General features: G+C 66.0%; 9 protein-coding genes. 6 read left to right on the forward strand and 3 right to left on the reverse strand.

Going from position 1 to position 16,670, the window contains the following annotated elements; all coding sequences use genetic code 11:
• Nucleotides 1–405: 405 nt before the first annotated feature.
• The 3 genes from KNJ79_RS03065 to KNJ79_RS03075 all read left to right on the forward strand — a co-directional run bounded on the left by KNJ79_RS03065 (nucleotide 406) and on the right by KNJ79_RS03075 (nucleotide 7,082).
• Nucleotides 406–3,579 carry a TonB-dependent receptor domain-containing protein gene (locus tag KNJ79_RS03065; protein ID WP_317152756.1) on the forward strand — a complete coding sequence of 1,058 codons (3,174 nt, stop codon included), beginning with the start codon at nucleotides 406–408 and terminating at the stop codon, nucleotides 3,577–3,579.
• 97 nt (nucleotides 3,580–3,676) lie between these two features.
• On the forward strand, nucleotides 3,677–5,191 hold the full coding sequence (locus KNJ79_RS03070; RefSeq protein ID WP_317152757.1) for a putative 2OG-Fe(II) oxygenase: 1,515 nt from the start codon (nucleotides 3,677–3,679) through the stop codon (nucleotides 5,189–5,191).
• A gap of 7 nt (nucleotides 5,192–5,198) precedes the next feature.
• Nucleotides 5,199–7,082 (forward strand): tetratricopeptide repeat-containing sulfotransferase family protein, encoded by a 1,884-nt coding sequence (locus KNJ79_RS03075; protein ID WP_317152758.1) that lies wholly within the window; start codon nucleotides 5,199–5,201, stop codon nucleotides 7,080–7,082.
• A gap of 216 nt (nucleotides 7,083–7,298) precedes the next feature.
• On the opposite strand, the gene KNJ79_RS03080 is transcribed toward KNJ79_RS03075, so the two are convergent.
• Nucleotides 7,299–7,610, reverse strand: coding sequence for a hypothetical protein (locus KNJ79_RS03080; protein WP_317152759.1), 312 nt, complete (start codon nucleotides 7,608–7,610; stop codon nucleotides 7,299–7,301).
• 1 nt (nucleotide 7,611) lies between these two features.
• Nucleotides 7,612–10,188 carry an ATP-dependent chaperone ClpB gene (gene clpB, locus KNJ79_RS03085; RefSeq protein ID WP_317152760.1) on the reverse strand — a complete coding sequence of 859 codons (2,577 nt, stop codon included), beginning with the start codon at nucleotides 10,186–10,188 and terminating at the stop codon, nucleotides 7,612–7,614.
• An 88-nt stretch (nucleotides 10,189–10,276) separates the two neighbouring features.
• On the opposite strand from clpB, the gene KNJ79_RS03090 reads away from it, so the two are divergent.
• From KNJ79_RS03090 to KNJ79_RS03100, 3 genes are all read left to right on the forward strand, one after another.
• Nucleotides 10,277–12,475: an acylase gene (locus KNJ79_RS03090; RefSeq protein ID WP_317152761.1), complete on the forward strand. Its 2,199-nt coding sequence runs from the start codon at nucleotides 10,277–10,279 to the stop codon at nucleotides 12,473–12,475.
• 231 nt (nucleotides 12,476–12,706) lie between these two features.
• Complete coding sequence (locus KNJ79_RS03095) at nucleotides 12,707–15,586, forward strand: M16 family metallopeptidase (protein WP_317152762.1); 2,880 nt, start codon at nucleotides 12,707–12,709, stop codon at nucleotides 15,584–15,586.
• A gap of 30 nt (nucleotides 15,587–15,616) precedes the next feature.
• Nucleotides 15,617–15,919 carry a hypothetical protein gene (locus KNJ79_RS03100; protein ID WP_317152763.1) on the forward strand — a complete coding sequence of 101 codons (303 nt, stop codon included), beginning with the start codon at nucleotides 15,617–15,619 and terminating at the stop codon, nucleotides 15,917–15,919.
• A 430-nt stretch (nucleotides 15,920–16,349) separates the two neighbouring features.
• Here KNJ79_RS03100 and KNJ79_RS03105 read toward each other — a convergent pair whose 3' ends face one another.
• Nucleotides 16,350–16,640, reverse strand: coding sequence for a putative quinol monooxygenase (locus tag KNJ79_RS03105; RefSeq protein ID WP_317152764.1), 291 nt, complete (start codon nucleotides 16,638–16,640; stop codon nucleotides 16,350–16,352).
• Between the last annotated feature and the right edge of the window lie 30 nt (nucleotides 16,641–16,670).

Here is a 16,670-nt window from a genome sequence, read left to right on the forward strand (position 1 = left end):
AGCGGCCGGGGCGGGCGGGTCGCGGTGCATTTTCGATGGTCGATATATTCGCCGCGGATCGACACTGCCACGTGGGGAAAACGCGCCGATGGTGGACAGCTCAAGCCTCGATTTTCAGCCCTCAGGTAAGATCGAACTTTCGCATGCTGCGGTGCAAAATCGTATCCTTTGAAACAAAATGTCGCGGAGCGGGGTGATCTCGACTTTGTGTTTCGCAATGTCCCGTGGATGTTGCAAATACGTCACAATCCCGTTGGAAACCGCAGAAACGGCGGGGAATTTCCTTTACTCAAAATGAATGAGGGGTCATCCCGCAGCCTATCGGGGTATCTTTGCAGGGGGTGAAGCCGCTCTTTGCAGCGTATGCCCGGGTATCCTAACCACTCAGTAGCAAGGGACTGCACTGTGAAGAAAACCCACCTTTCCGCGTTGAAGCGCGGCGCTGCGCCGTTCGTGCTCGGCGTTGGCCTTTTGGCCATGGCGACTCCGGCAATGGCGCAGGATGCGCCCGCCGATGAAGGCGCCGCCGACCTCGGCGCGCCGATCGTCGTTACCGGTTCGCGCATCAAGCAGCCGAACCTCGAGTCGGCCAGCCCCGTCACCGTCATCAGCAACGTCGAATTCAAGCAGACCGGCACGACCCGCGTCGAGGATCTCGTCAACTCGCTGCCGCAGGTCTTCGCGAGCCAGGGTGCAAACGTCTCGAACGGCTCGACCGGTACGGCAACGCTGAACCTGCGCGGTCTCGGCGACGAGCGTACGCTGGTTCTGGTCAACGGTCGCCGTCTTGTCCCGGGTGACCCGACGACGTCGGCCGCCGACATCAACGTCATTCCCGCTGCGCTGATCGAGCGCGTCGATGTGCTCACCGGCGGTGCGTCGTCGGTGTACGGTGCCGACGCTGTGTCGGGCGTCGTCAACTTCGTGATGGACACCGACTTCGAAGGTTTCAAGCTCGACACGCAATATTCGCTGTACAACCACGATAACCGCAACAAGAGCAAGTTCACCGATCCGCTCGATGCGAGCGGCAACGGCTATCCGCGCGGCATGTCGACCAACGGCGGCACCTTCGACGCAACGTTGGCGTTCGGTGCGGGCTTCGACGACGGCCGCGGCCATGTCACCGGCTATGTCGGTTATCGCAAGATCAAGCCGGTCAACCAGGCGACCCGCGACTATTCGGCGTGCGCATTGTCGGCGAACACGGCGGCTTCGGTCGAGGCCGGCGGACGCCTCTACAATTGCGGCGGCTCGGCGACCTCGCCGCAGGGCACCGTCTTTGCCTATGATTCGTTCGGTGATCCGACCGATCTCACCGGCGGCGGACCCAATGGCGACCAGCCGGACGGCATTGCCGATGCGTTTACGTCGACGATTTACCAGTTCGGCCCGAACCGCTCGCTTCTCGGCGGCTTTACGCCGTACAACTTTGCGCCGCTGAACTATTTCCAGCGTCCCGACGAGCGCTACACGGCCGGCGTCTTCGCCGACTATGAGATCTCGGAAGCGCTGCACCCCTATATGGAGTTCATGTTCATGGACGACCGCACGGTCGCCCAGATCGCTCCGTCGGGGAACTTCGGCAACTCGCTGTCGATCAACTGTGACAACCCGCTGCTGTCGGCCGAACAACGCGCCGTCATCTGTGACACCGAAAACCTGCTGATCAGCGCCGACCCGCGCGATGCGTTCGAGGTGGTTGGCAACAACCCGGGCTCGGCTCCGGCCCAGTTCTTCGACCCGGTGACGGGTGCCGCCTATAACCGCGGCTTCGCGCAGATCCTGCGCCGTAACGTCGAAGGCGGCCCGCGCCGCGACGACCTGCAGCACACCAGCTATCGCGCGATCCTCGGTATGCGCGGCGATTTGAGCCCGGCCTGGTCTTATGACGCCTATTATCAATATGGCCGGACCAATTTCGCCGAGACCTATACCAACGACTTCTCGGTGACCCGCATCAACCGGGCGCTCGATGTCGTCGACAATCCGAACACGCCGGAACTCGATCCGGTCTGCCGTTCGGTGCTCGACGGCACCGATCCGAACTGCGTGCCGTGGGACATCTTCTCGCCGGGCACCAACCCGCCGTCGGATGCCGCAACCGCCTATCTTTCGACCCCGGGCTTCCAGCGCGGCGTCGTGAGCGAGCAGGTCCTTTCGGGCTATGTCACGGGTTCGCTGGGCGAATATGGCATCCAGTCGCCGTGGGCGGATGAAGGCGTGGGCATCGTGCTCGGCGCCGAGTATCGCAAGGAAAGCCTCGAGTTCCTGTCGGATCTCGCTTTCTCGACGGGCGATCTTGCCGGTCAGGGTGCGGCGACGCTGCCGGTCAGCGGCTCGTTCAACGTGAAGGAATTCTTCACCGAGGTCAGCCTGCCGATCGCGCGCGACAGCTGGGTCTATGACTTCACGATCACCGGCGGTTATCGCTATTCGGACTACAGCACGGGCGCGTCGACCGACACGTACAAGATCGAAGCCGAATTCGCTCCGATCCCCGACATCCGCCTGCGTGGCGGATACAACCGTGCGGTTCGCGCGCCGACCGTGCAGGATCTGTACGCCCCGGTTCGCGTCGCGCTCAACGGTTCGAGCGATCCGTGCGCGGGCGCTGCGATCACCGCCGATGACGTCGGCTGTCTCGCTCAGGGTCTGACGGTCGGTCAAGTTGTCGCGCCGAACCCGGCCGCGCAGTATAACGGCCTGATCGGCGGCAACCCCGACCTGCTTCCCGAAGTCGCCGACACCTACACGGTCGGCGTGGTGCTTACGCCCACCTTCCTGCCGGGCTTCTCGGCCAGCGTCGATTATTTCAAGATCGACCTGACGGGCGCGATCCAGGGCTTTGGTCAGGACACGATCCTCAGCCTTTGCACCGAATATGCGGATCCCCAGTTCTGCGATCTCGTTCATCGTGACGCGTCGGGTTCGCTGTGGCGCAGCTCGGACGGCTATGTCGAGGATCTGTCGCGCAACGTCGGCGGTGTCAGCACCTCGGGCATCGACGTCAACGCGAACTACAGCACCGAGATCGGCAACGCCGGTCGTCTGGGTCTGAGCTTCGTCGGCACCTATCTCGACAGCCTGGTCACCGACACGGGCATCGAGCAGGCCGGCAGCTATGACTGCGCCGGGCTTTACGGCAACGTCTGTAGCGCGACGGCGAACTCGGGCACGGTGAACCCCAAATGGCGTCACCAGGCTCGCCTGAGCTTCGACATGCCGAACGGCTTCGGCGCGTCGCTGCGCTGGCGCTATGTCGGCAAGGTCACGCTCGACGCGATCGAGGACAATCCGAACCTGCGCGACGAGTCGAACTCGGGTCCGGCTCCGGGCGGTGTCGCTCGCCCGGGTCTCGCGAAGTTCAACGCGGTCAGCTACTTCGACCTCGCCCTGACGATGAAGGTCGGCGACCACTACAACTTCCGTTTTGGTGCCAACAACCTTCTCGACAAGGAACCGCCGACGACCGGCTCGCAGGCTTGCCCCGCGGGCCCGTGTAACGGCAACGTCTTTGCGCAGACCTATGACGCGCTCGGCCGTTACCTCTACGCCGGTGTGACGATGGACTTCTAATCGTCAAACGATCGACAAATGGGAATGGCGGGTCCTGGTGGCCCGCCATTTTCATTTGTGGCATAGACAATGTTCCCGCGCACAAGGTTGAGGCTTCGTGAACCGGCAAGACGCCGACGACATCGCCCATTCGCTCCCGCTCGACGATCCCGAAGCGGCGTTTCGCAGCGGTATCGTCAGGGTGCGCGCCGGGCATTTCGACGCGCTGGCCGGCGCGGTGCGCGAGGTGACTCGCCGGCATCCGGCGCACGGGCGACTCTGGCAGCTTCGCGGGCTCGTCGCGCGCGCGCTCGGGCTCGGCGGCGAAGCGCGCGATGCTTTTGCACGCGCAGCGTCCCTCCTGCCCGCCGATCCGCTCATCGCCCACAGCCATGCGCGCGCAGCGCTCGAGGCGGGCGACCCGGCGGTTGCGCTGTTTGACCGGGCTGCGAAGCTCGCCCCCGCCGACGGTTCGCTTCTGCAGGGCCGCGCGGCTGCCCAGATCGCCGAGGGCGCGCCGGAACGCGCGATCGCTGATCTCGAAGCGATCCTGCGGCGGAACCCGATGTGGCTCGACGGCCAGCGGACGCTCGCGCGCATCTATGGCCAGCTGGGCTGTCCCCCCGCCGCGGGCGTGACGGCAGCGCTGGACCGGCTGCCCGCGCAGCCCGAACTCCACCGCGAGCATATCCATATCCTGCTCGAAGCGCAGGATCTCGCCGGCGCCGCGGCGGCATGCGCGGCTGCCAAGGCGCGGATCGGCCGGCCCGACTGGTTGACCGACCTGATGGCCCACATCGAATCCGAACAGGGCCAGATCGCCGCGGCCGATGCGCTTTTCGACACGCTCCCCGAGCCGAGAGACGCCGACGCAGTGTCAGGGCGCGCGCGCCATCTGGTCCGCGCCAACCGGCCCGACGCCGCCATCGCGCTGATCGAGCCGTGGATCGGGCGCGACGAGCAGCGCCTGCTCTGGCCTTACCTCTCGCTCGCATGGCGCATGACCGACGATCCGCGCTGGCAGTGGCTTGAGGGCCACGAAGCGCTTGTCCGCACGTTCGATCTGGGTGATTCGCTGGGCGACCTGGACGCGCTCGCGCACCATTTGCGGCGACTGCACACGGCGCTTGCGCCTCCGCTCGACCAGTCGGTTCGTGGCGGCACCCAGACCGACGGGAATCTGCTCGTGCGCGCCGAGCCCGAGATCGAGGCGCTGCGCAGCACGCTCCTCACCGCAGTCGATGCCTATATCGCCGGGCTGCCATTGCCCGAGGAGGGCCACCCGACGCTGCTGCCGCGGCGCGATCCCGTTCGTATCGCCGGTGCCTGGTCGGTGCGGCTCGAGGGCGAAGGCTTCCACACCGACCATGTACACAGCCAGGGTTGGATCAGCTCGGCGCTCTATATCGCGCTTCCCGAAACCTCGCCCGAAGGCGCGGCGCGGCACGAGGGCTGGCTGAGCCTCGGCGAAGCGCGCGATCTCGTCCCCGGGCTCGCACCTTTGCGGCTGATCGAACCCCGGCCCGGCCGCCTCGTCCTGTTTCCATCGACGATGTGGCATGGTACGCGCCCCTTTCCCGCGGGCGAGCGCCTGACCGTCGCCTTCGATATTGCCCGCCCACCACAAGGTTGAATTGACGATGGCGACACGCCCCACCAAGCCCATGATCCCTCCGCCGGCATTGCTAGAGGCGATGCAGGCGATGCGCCGCGGCGACATGCAGGGGGCGCTCGATACCATCGAGGCCGCGCTGCCCGATGCGGCGGACCGCGTTCCCTATCTGGCGCTTGCGGGGCACGCCGCCTTGCATCTCGGCCTCACCGAACGAGCCATCGCCTATCTCGACGAATTGCTCGCGCTGCGTCCCGACGACCGCGCGACGCGCGCAAACCTCGCCAATGCGCTGCTGAGCACCGGCGAGAGCGGCCGCGCAATGGCGCTGGTCGAAGGCGCGCCCGAAGCCTCGCTGGCGCGGATCGAGGGCTATATTCATCAGCAGGAAGGGCGCAGCGAGGCCGCCGCCGCGGCGTATCGCCGCGCCATCGCGGCCGACCCCAACGACCTGTCGAGCTGGAATAATCTCGGCAATATTCTCGCGGAAAGCGGAGACATCGAAGGTGCGATCGCCGCGTTCGAACGCGCGATCACGCTCGCGCCGGCCGATCTGCCCATCTACCTCAATCTCGCCGAACTGCTCCGCGTCGCGCAGCGCCACGAGGCGCGGCTCAAGACGCTGCTCGATGCCGGGGCCTTCGCCCCCCACGATCCCAAATTGCTCACCGAAACCGGCATGGCTCATGCGGCGCTCGACGATCTCGATTCGGCGATCGCCAGCCTCGAGCGCGCGCTCGAAGTCGCTCCCGATTTCGGCGAGGCCCAGCTCGAACTCGGAATGATCTATGAAAGCCTGAACCGCGTCGACGATCTCGCGGCGCTGATCGCGCGAACCGACAAGGACAGCGCGCCGCCCGAATTCGCCTTTCTGCTCGCCTGGCAAGCGCGGCGCGAAGAGCGGTTCGACGACGCGCAGGCGCTCGCGGCGCGCATCCCCGAAACGATCCATCCGCTGCGCCGCCTCCATCTGATCGGCGGCATCGCCGACCGCTGCGACGATCCCGACGCGGCCTTTGCAGCCTTCGAGGGCATGAACCAGGCCGCCCTGGCCGAGGCGACGCCGCTGTCGGGACCGAGTTTTCGCGAACAGGTCGAAGCTGACGTCGCGGCGTGGAACGAGGAGTGGGCGGCGGGATGGACCGCATTCGAGCCGGCGGCGGCACCCTCTCGCGATCCGATTTTCCTCGTCGGCTTTCCGCGGTCGGGGACGACGCTGCTCGACACGATGCTGATGGGCCTCGACGATCTTTCGGTGATCGAGGAGCGTCCGATGGCCGCCCGGACGAAGGCGCTCGTCGAGGGCGATCTGGCGGCGCTGACCCCGGCACATATCGACGAATTGCGCAGCGCCTATTTCGATTTCGCCCGCGAACATGGGTGGGACGGCAAACGCTGGCTCGTCGACAAGCATCCGCTCAACATGACGCGTGCCCCGCTGCTCCATCGGCTGTTCCCGCAGGCGCGCTTCATCTTCGCCGAGCGGCATCCCTATGATGCGGTCCTCAGCTGCTTCATGGCGAATTTCCAGATGAACTTCGCCATGCGCAGCTTCACCTCGCTGGGCGAGGCGGCGCGCACCTATGACGCCGCTTTTACCGCATGGCACCGCGCGACGAGCCTCTTTCCCGTAGACACCCATGCCGTGCGCTACGAACGACTCGTCGTCGATCCCGCGGGGGAACTGGCGCCGCTCGTCGATTGGCTGGGGCTTGCTTGGGACGATGCGCTGCTCGATCATACGCAGGTCGCCCGCAATCGCGGCCGGGTGCGCACCGCGAGCTATTCGCAGATCGGCGAACCGCTCTACACGCGCGCGGCCGAGCGTTGGCGGCGCTATGCCGATCATCTCGCTCCGGTGATGCCGATCCTTCGCCCGTGGGCCGAGCGCATGGGCTACGAGACCGCATAGCTAGAGCAAATTGCAGGAAATCTGAATCGACTCGTCTCCCCGAGCGAAGACGAGGGGCTCGTTCGAGCGGAGCGAGAACCGCAGCGTCGCAGCCTCGACTTCGCTCGGCAGAGCCCCTCGTCTTCGCTCGGGGACACGGTGCAGATTTAAGGCTCGCTGCTCTAGAGTCTAAACGGCCATAGGGTCTCGTCGGAGTGCCCGAACGTCCTTGAGGGCTTAATTCTGGCGCGGACGGTTCGCCTGCACGCGCTCGGTGGCTTGCCGCTGTTCGGCGCGCATCTGGGCCCATTCGGCTTCGGTTGCGCAGGTCTTCTTCGAGCCGAGGCGCGACCCGATGATCTTCTCGCGCTTGCAGATCACGCGATTCTGATCGCCGTCCTTGCTGGCATCGTCCTTCTGCGCGCTATCGGAAGCCGCCGGCTCCAAAGCGACGGCCGAGGCCGGGGCGAGTGTCAGGGCGGCGATGCCAACGATCAATGCTTTCATCATTAAAATCCTCGAAACTTCGATAATTGCCGATTCTGCCACCTCATACCGACAAGGTCAACGCGCCGTCGCCTTCGTCGACCTTCACCGTCGCGCCGTCGCGCACCTCGCCTTTCAGGATCAGGTCGGCGAGCGGGTCCTGCAGATATTTCTGCACCGCGCGTTTCAGCGGCCGCGCCCCATAAACGGGGTCGTAGCCGACGCGGCCGAGCCAGTTGCGGGCGGCGTCGGTCAGGTCGAGCGTGATCTTGCGGTCGGCGAGCAGTTTCTGCACGCGCGCCACCTGGATATCGACGATCCCGCCCATATGCTGCTGCCCCAGGCGGTGGAACAGCACGATTTCGTCGAGCCGGTTCAGGAATTCGGGCCGGAAATGCGCGCGCACCACCTCCATCACCGCGGGCTCGGCCTGTTCGACCGGCGCGTCGTCGGGAAGCGCGGCGATCGCCTGGCTGCCGAGGTTCGAGGTCAGGATGATCAGCGTGTTGGTGAAATCGACCGTGCGCCCCTGCCCGTCGGTCAGCCGCCCGTCGTCGAGCACCTGAAGCAAGATGTTGAACACGTCGCCATGCGCCTTTTCGACCTCGTCGAACAGCACGACCTGATAGGGCCGGCGCCGCACCGCTTCGGTGAGCACCCCGCCTTCTTCATAGCCGACATAGCCCGGCGGCGCGCCGATCAGCCGCGCGACGCTGTGCTTTTCCATGAATTCGGACATGTCGATGCGCACCATCGCGGCATCGTCGTCGAACAGGAAGCGCGCGAGCGCCTTGGTGAGCTCGGTCTTGCCGACGCCCGTCGGGCCGAGGAAGAGGAAGCTGCCCAAGGGGCGGTTGGGGTCCTGTAGCCCGGCGCGCGCGCGGCGCACCGCGGTCGACACCGCGCGCACCGCCTCGTCCTGCCCGATCACCCGCTGCCCCAGATGCGCTTCCATGCCGAGCAGCTTTTCGCGCTCGCCCTCCATCATCCGGTCGACCGGGATGCCGGTCCAGCGGCTGACCACCGCGGCGATGTCGTCGGCGGTGACCTCTTCGCGCAGCATCGCATTGCCGGCGACCGCCTGCGCTTCCTCGAGCTGTTTTTCGAGGGTCGGAATGGTTCCGTAGCTGAGCTCGCCCGCCTTCGCGAGATCGCCCGCGCGCTGCGCCTGCTCGAGCTGAACGCGCGCCGCGTCGAGCGCTTCCTTGATCTTCGCCTCGGCGTGGATCTTGTCCTTTTCGGCCTGCCATTTCTGCGTCAGCTCGGCCGATTGCTGCTCGAGATTGGCGAGTTCGGCCTGCAGATTGGCGAGCCGCTCCTTCGATGCGTCGTCGCTTTCCTTGCCGAGCGCCGATTCCTCGATCTTCATCTGGATGATGCGGCGGTCGAGATTTTCGATCTCCTCGGGCTTCGATTCGACCTCCATGCGGATGCGGCTCGCCGCCTCGTCCATCAGGTCGATCGCCTTGTCGGGCAGGAAGCGGTCGGTGATGTAGCGGTTCGACAGCGTCGCGGCGGCGACGATCGCGCCGTCGGTGATCCGCACCCCATGGTGCAGCTCATATTTTTCCTTGAGCCCGCGCAGGATGCTGATCGAATCCTCGACCGTCGGCTCGCCGACGAACACCGGCTGGAAGCGTCGCTGGAGCGCGGGGTCCTTTTCGACATATTTGCGATATTCGTCGAGCGTCGTCGCACCGATGCAGTGGAGTTCGCCGCGCGCCAAGGCGGGCTTCAAGAGGTTCGAGGCGTCCATCGCGCCCTCGCTCGCGCCCGCGCCGACGAGCGTATGCATCTCGTCGATGAACAGGATGATCTCGCCCTCGGCGGCCTTGACGTCGTCGAGCACGCCCTTCAGCCGCTCCTCGAACTCGCCGCGATATTTGGCGCCCGCGATCAGCGCGCCCATGTCGAGCGCGAGCAGGCGGCGGTCCTTCAAACTGTCGGGCACGTCGCCATTGGCGATGCGCAGCGCCAGCCCCTCGGCGATCGCGGTCTTGCCGACCCCGGGCTCGCCGATCAGCACCGGATTGTTCTTGGTGCGGCGCGCGAGGATCTGCACGGTGCGGCGGATTTCCTCGTCGCGGCCGATCACCGGGTCGAGCTTGCCCTCGCGCGCGACTTCGGTGAGGTCGCGGGCGAATTTCTTGAGCGCTTCGTAGCGGTCCTCGGCCGAGGCGGTGTCGGCGGTGCGCCCGCCGCGAAGCTCGTTGATCGCGGCGTTGAGCGCGTCGGCCTTCACGCCCGCGTCGGCGAAGGCCTTGCCGACCGGGGTGCCGCTCGCAAGCACCATCGCGAGCAGCAGCCGCTCGACGGTGACATAGCCGTCGCCGGCCTTGGTCGCGACCTGTTCGGCCTGATCGAGCAGCCGCACCGCGTCGTTGTTGAGGCCCGGCGTCGCCTGCGCGCCCGAGCCCGACACCGCGGGAATCTTGTCGAGCAGCGCGTCGATGCCGGCCCCCGCGCGCGCGGCATCGCCGCCGCTGCGCTGGATCAGCCCGGCGGCCATGCCCTGATTGTCTTCGAGCAGCGCCTTGGCGATATGTTCGGGGGCGATCTGCTGATGGTTCATGCGGATCGCGATCGTCTGCGCCGCCTGCAGGAAGCCTTTGGCGCGGTCGGTGAATTTTTCGAGGTTCATATGTGGTAAGCCCCTTTCTCGCTGCCAGAGATAGTGTTGCCTTTATGCAACACAAGAGCATGGCTTCCCGCGCCCAGGATTTTCCGCCATGAGGGCGCGTCGCACGATCATAATGCAGCGGGTGGGCAAGCGGATGCGTAAATTTTTCCTCGGATTGCTTTTGCTGCTCGCCGCGGTGGCGATCGGGCTTGCGATCTGGGAGCCGCTCACCGCCGAAGCGCCAGCCGCCCCCGCCTACAAGGTGGGCGACGTCCGGATTGCGCGCGACAAGTTCGGGGTGCCGCATATCTTCGGCAAGACCGACGCCGATGTCGCCTATGGCGTCGCCTTCGCGCACGCCGAGGATGATTTTTCGACCTTGCAGGAAGTGCTCGCGATGACGCGCGGTCGCGCGGGGGCGATGCTTGGGCCGGATGGCGCGAAGATCGACTATGTCGCGGCGCTGCTTGGCGTGCGCGACACGACTGCGCGCGACTGGCCGCGCTTGCCCGCCGACGTGCGAGCGCTGTTCACCGCCTATGCCGCGGGGCTCAACCATTATGCCGAAAAGCATCCGGGCGAGGTGCGGATGCGCGGGCTGTTCCCGGTGACCGGCGAGGATGTCGTCGCGGGTTTCGTGCTGCGCTCGCCCTTTTTCTTCGGGCTCGATTCGGTGCTCGGCAAGCTGGCTGCGGGCGAACCGCTGGGCCGCGAGGGCGGTCCGGCGATCGACGTCACGGGCAAGATCGTGCCGCGCGCCGACACGCCGCTCGGGCGCGATCCGGGCGAGAATGGCTCGAACGGCATCGCGGTCGCCCCGTCGCGCATGGCCGACGGCACGACGCGGCTCGTCTCGAACTCGCACCAGCCATGGACCGGCGGGGTCGCATGGTACGAACTCGTCGTCCACAGTCAGCAGGGATGGGATTTCGCCGGCGCCAATTTCCCCGGCTCGCCCTATCCCTTCCTTGGCCACAATGAATATCTCGGCTGGACCAACACGGTGAACCGGCCCGACCTGATCGACGTCTATAAGCTGACGCTCGACGAAAGCGGAAAAAACTATCGCTTCGACGGGAAATGGCTGCCGCTCGAGCAAGAGCGGATCTGGCTCAAGGTCAAATTCGGCCTCTTCGTGCTGCCGGTGCCGCGCACCGTCTGGCGTTCGGTGCATGGGCCGGTGATCGAGAACGACCAGGGTGCCTTTGCGATCCGCTACGCAGGGCAGGACCAGGCGAATATGGTCACCCAATATTACCGGCTGAACAAGGCAAAGAGCTTCGCCGAATGGCGCGCCGCGATGGCGGCGCAGGGCGTGCCGGCGACCAATTTCATCTATGCCGATGCCAAGGGCAATATCGGCCTTTTCTATAATGCGATGTTCCCCGACCGGCCGCGCGGCTTCGACTGGCGCACCATCCTGCCCGGCGACACCTCGGCCGATCTGTGGACCAAGACCCTACCGTTCGACCGCGTTCCCGCGCTCGTCAACCCGGCGTCGGGCTATGTTATCAACGCGAACAATACGCCGTGGGTCGCGGCGGGGCCGGGCGACGAGCTCGATCCGGCGGCCTTTTCGCCCTTGCTCGGGATCGAGGACGACATGACCAACCGCGCGGCGCGGCTGATCCAATTGTTCGAGGCATCGGGCAAGATCGACGAAGCGCGGCTCAAGCAAATCAAATATGACACCGCCTATGCGAAGGCCGGCTATGCCAAGGCATGGATCGACAAGCTGCTCGCGCTCGACACCAAAGGCGACCCGGCGCTCGCCGAAGCGCAAAAGCTGCTTCGCGAATGGGACTGGAATCTCGACGGCAAGGGGCATGGCGACGCGCTCGCGCTGATGGTGCTGCGCCCCGCGGGCAGTGCGCATTACCAGCGCCGCGCCGACCCCGACCCGCGCGAAGTGCTGAGCGAGGTTGCCGCGCATCTCCGGCAATATTTCGGCAGCCTCGACCCGAAGCTCGGCACCGTGCTGCGCCTGCGCCACGGCGAGGGCGCGCATCGCGTCGACCTGCCGCTCGATGGCGGCAACGACACGGTCCGCGCCTCGACCCTGTGGGACGCCGAGCCCGACGGGCGGCTGAAGGTGCGCCACGGCGACAGCTTCATCCTATTCGTGACATGGGACAAAGCGGGGCGGGTGCATTCGCAGTCGATCCAGCCCTTCGGCGCCGCGACGACGCGCCCCGACAGCCCGCACTATAACGACCAGGCGCCGCTGTTCGTGCGCCATCAGCTCAAGCCGGTGCTGTTCGACCCCGCGGCGCTGAGGGCGAGCGGGGCGCGCTTCTACCGGCCTTGAGGATATTTCCATCTATCGTCATGCCGGACTTGATCCGGCATCCAGCGCGGCGGCGCAGCCGTGGACCCCGGATCAAGTCCGGGGTGACGAGGGAGGAAAGGGGAGGGCGCACCGTGCAACTGCGAGCGCCTTCCCGGCCTTGAAAGCGCGGAAATGCCGTCCTAAACCAGTGACACACCTCTGTTCTGCCGACCAATTCCCTTATTGCCTGCGATTTCCAAAGGAGCATCCATGCCCCCCTTCCGCCGTACCGCTCTCGCTCTCGCCGCCTCGACCGCGCTCGTCGCCGCTGGCCCCGCGCTCGCCAAGCCGAAGGCCGAGCAGGCGGCGCCGATCGCCGAACTCGTGAAGGCGGTCGACATTCCGTATCAGAGCTTCACGCTCGACAACGGGCTGCGCGTGATCGTGCATGAGGATCGCAAGGCGCCGGTAGTCGCGGTGTCGGTGTGGTATCGCGTCGGGTCGAAGAACGAGCCCGCGGGCAAGACGGGCTTTGCGCATCTGTTCGAGCATCTGATGTTCAACGGGTCGGAAAACGCACCCGGCGATTTCTTCGAGCCGCTCGAACAGGTCGGCGCGACCGACAGCAACGGCACGACCAACATGGACCGCACCAATTATTTCGAGACGGTGCCGACCGGCGCGCTCGACCGCGCGCTGTTCCTCGAAAGCGACCGCATGGGGCATCTGCTCGGCGCGGTGACGCAGGAAAAGCTCGATAACCAGCGCGGCGTCGTCCAGAACGAGAAGCGCCAGGGCGACAATAATCCCTATGGCCTCCTGCGCTACGAGATTTTCGAGAATCTCTTCCCCTCGGGCCACCCCTATCACCACAGCACCATCGGCTCGATGGACGACCTCAATTCGGCGACGCTCGCCGACGTGAAGAAATGGTTCACCGACCATTATGGCCCGAACAACGCCGTGCTGGTGCTGGCGGGCGACATCGACCCGGCGACCGCAAAGGCGAAGGTCGCCGAATGGTTCGGCGACATCCCGCGCGGTCCCGACGTCCAGATGCCGAAGGTCACGGTCCCGACGCTGCCCGCGCCGCTCGCGAAGCAGGTCTTCGACATGATCCCGACGACGCGCATCTATCGCATGTGGGCGATCCCGGGGCTCAATGATCCCGAAGCGGTGCCGCTCCAGATGGCGATGAGCGTGCTCGGCGGGCTGTCGAGTTCGCGCCTCGACAATGCGATGGTGCGCAAGGACCCGGTCGCGGTCAGCGTCGCCGCCTTCGCCCAGCCCTTCGAGGATGCGGGCATCCTGATCGTCCAGGCCGACGTCAAGGAGGGCGTGTCTCCGCAAGTCGTCGGCAGGAAGCTCGACGAAGAGATTGCGAATTTCCTCGCGACCGGCCCGACCGCCGACGAATTGCAGCGCGCCGCAGCGAGCACTTTGGGCGGCACCATCGCCAGCCTCGAATCGGTCGGCGGCTTCGGCGGCAAGGCAGTGACGCTCGCCGAGGGCGCGCTCTATTCGAACGATCCGGCCTATTACAAGACCGAGCTCGCGCGGATGGCGAAGGCGACCCCCGAGGAAGTGAAGGCGGTCGCGAACAAATGGCTGTCGCGCCCGGCCTTCTCGCTGACCTACACCCCCGGCGAGCGCACCGAGGGCGGCGAGAATCGCGGCGGCGCGGTGCGCGCCGGCAAGGTGGCAGAAGCGGTCGCCCCCGATCGCTACTGGAACCCCGACCTCGGTGACGTCGGCCCCGACACCGGCGTCGGCGCGGCAACCTCGATCGCCGACCGCTCGCAGCTGCCGCCGGTCGCCCAGCTCAAGGCGCTCGATTTTCCCGCGATCGAGCGCACGACGCTCAAGAACGGCATCCCGGTCTATTTCGCGCGCCGCGACGCGGTGCCGACGGTGCAGGTCGCGGTGAGTTTCGACGCGGGCTATGCCGCCGATCCGCACGACGCGCTCGGCACCCAGTCGCTGATGCTCAGCCTGATGGACGAGGGCACGACGAGCCTCCCTTCGATCGCCTTTGCCGAGGCGAAGGAGCGGCTCGGCGCACAGATCGACGGGTCGGCGAGCGCCGACGAAACGATATTCAGCCTGTTCGCGCTGACCCCCAATCTGCGCCCCTCGCTCGCGCTGCTCGCCGACTATATCCGCAACCCCGCCTTCGACGCGCAGGAACTCGAACGGGTGCGCGCGCAGCAGCTGACGCGGCTCAAGGCCGAACTCAACAATCCGCGCGCGGTCGCGTCGCGCGTGCTCGCGCCGGTGCTTTACGGCGCCGATCATCCCTATGGCATCCCGCCCTCGGGGCTTGGCTCGGCCGATGCGGTGCAGGGCGCGACACGGGCCGATCTCGTCGCCTTCCACGACACATGGATCCGCCCCGACATGGCGCGCATCTTCGTCGTCGGCGATACGACGCTCGCCGAGGTGAAGAAACAGCTCGACGCGACGCTCGGCGCGTGGAAGTCGCCTGCGACGCCGAAGCCCGAAAAGAATTTCGACGTCGCGATTCCGAAGCCGCAGCCGCGCATCCTGCTCGTCGACCGGCCCAAATCGCCGCAGTCGGTGATCATGGCGGGCAAGGTGCTGGATGCGAAGGGCGGCGACGACCTCGAAGTGCTGCGCGCGGCGAACGATATCTTCGGCGGCAATTTCCTGTCGCGCTTCAACATGGACCTGCGCGAGACCAAGGGCTGGTCCTATGGCGTGCGCTCGGGCATTTCGGACGACGAAGGCCGCGTGACCTGGGTCGCAACCGCGCCGGTGCAGGCCGACCGCACCGGCGATTCGATCAAGGCGCTGCGCGAGGATCTCGCCGCCTATCTCGGCGACAAGGGCACCACCGCCGAGGAACTCGAGCGCACGATCAACGGCAGCGTGCGCGCGCTTCCGGGCAGCTTCGAAACCTCGGGCGACGTGCTCGGCGGGATGCGCTCGATCGTCAAATTCGGCCGTGCGGACGATTATTACGAAAAGCTGCCCGCCATCTATGAAGCGATGACCGCCCCGGCGATCGACGGCGCCGCCCGGCAGGCGCTCAGCGTCGACGACCTCGTCTATGTCGTCGTCGGCGATGCCGCGACGGTCAAACCGCAGCTTGACGGATTGGGGCTGACCGTGGAAACAGCGACCCCGTAACTAACATCAGTTTCAGTAAGGAGAGCCCCTATGTCTCAAGTCGATGGCAGCTATGATTGCGTGACCAAGTCGCCGATGGGCGACCAGAAGTCGGTTTTCACCGTCAAGAGCGACGGCGACAGCTTCACCGGCCAGAATGCCGGCGCGATGGGTTCGCTCGACGTCGAGAACGGCAAGGTCGACGGCAACAAGCTGAGCTGGACGATGAACATGAAGGTGCCGATGCCGATGACGCTCGAATGCGAAGCGACGATCGACGGCGACGCGCTGACCGGAACGATCAAGGCCGGCCCGTTCGGCTCGATGGCGATGACGGGCACGCGCCAGGCCTGATCCCGCCCGATCGCGATTTTCGGGGCCGTCCGTTGCGAAAGCGACGGGCGGCCCTTTCGTTTATGGGAGGGGCTTTCGGGCGAAGGTCGGTTTTGGGGTGTGAGCGGGCTCTTGCGGCGCAAGAAGGTGCGCGCAGAAGGCGTTGGTTGAAACCGGCGGATCGGGATTTTTCGTTTCGCGCGAAGACGCAAAGACGCGAAGATGTCGCGCTTGCCGCGAAGCGGCTTTCCCTATTTCGCGTTGCGGTGGACGCGACGCTGAAGGAAAAGGCGGCCTTGCGGCCGCGAACCGGCCCCTTCGCGTCTTCGCGTCTTCGCGCGAAACAAATCTCACCGGCACCCGCAGCACGGCGCGTTGCTCTGTTCCCTCAACCCCCGCGGCTGCTATCGCCCGACCGCAGTGGCCCCCTTCGTCGAAGGGCCGCCGCAGGTCAGACCGCGGCCAGCCGCTCGATTTCGGGCGCGCCGGCGAGGCAGGGGCCGAGCTTGGCGCCGAGGGTACGGAAATGGTCCGAGGCGCGGTGCGCTTCGGTCGCCGCCTCGTCGTCATAGCATTCGAGCACCTTGTATACGCCCGCTTCGCCCGTCCTGAACAGGCGGTAATAGCTGTTGCCGGGTTCGCCCGCGCGCACCGCCGGGGCGAGCTCGGCGAAAACGCCTTCGAATTCCTCTTCCTTGCCCGCCTGCACGCGCAGCGTCGCGATGATGCCGATGGCGCTCATATCGCTCTCCCTCATTATGATTGGCGTCCG

This window comes from Sphingopyxis indica (assembly GCF_032879645.1).
GTDB classification, from domain to species: domain Bacteria; phylum Pseudomonadota; class Alphaproteobacteria; order Sphingomonadales; family Sphingomonadaceae; genus Sphingopyxis; species Sphingopyxis indica.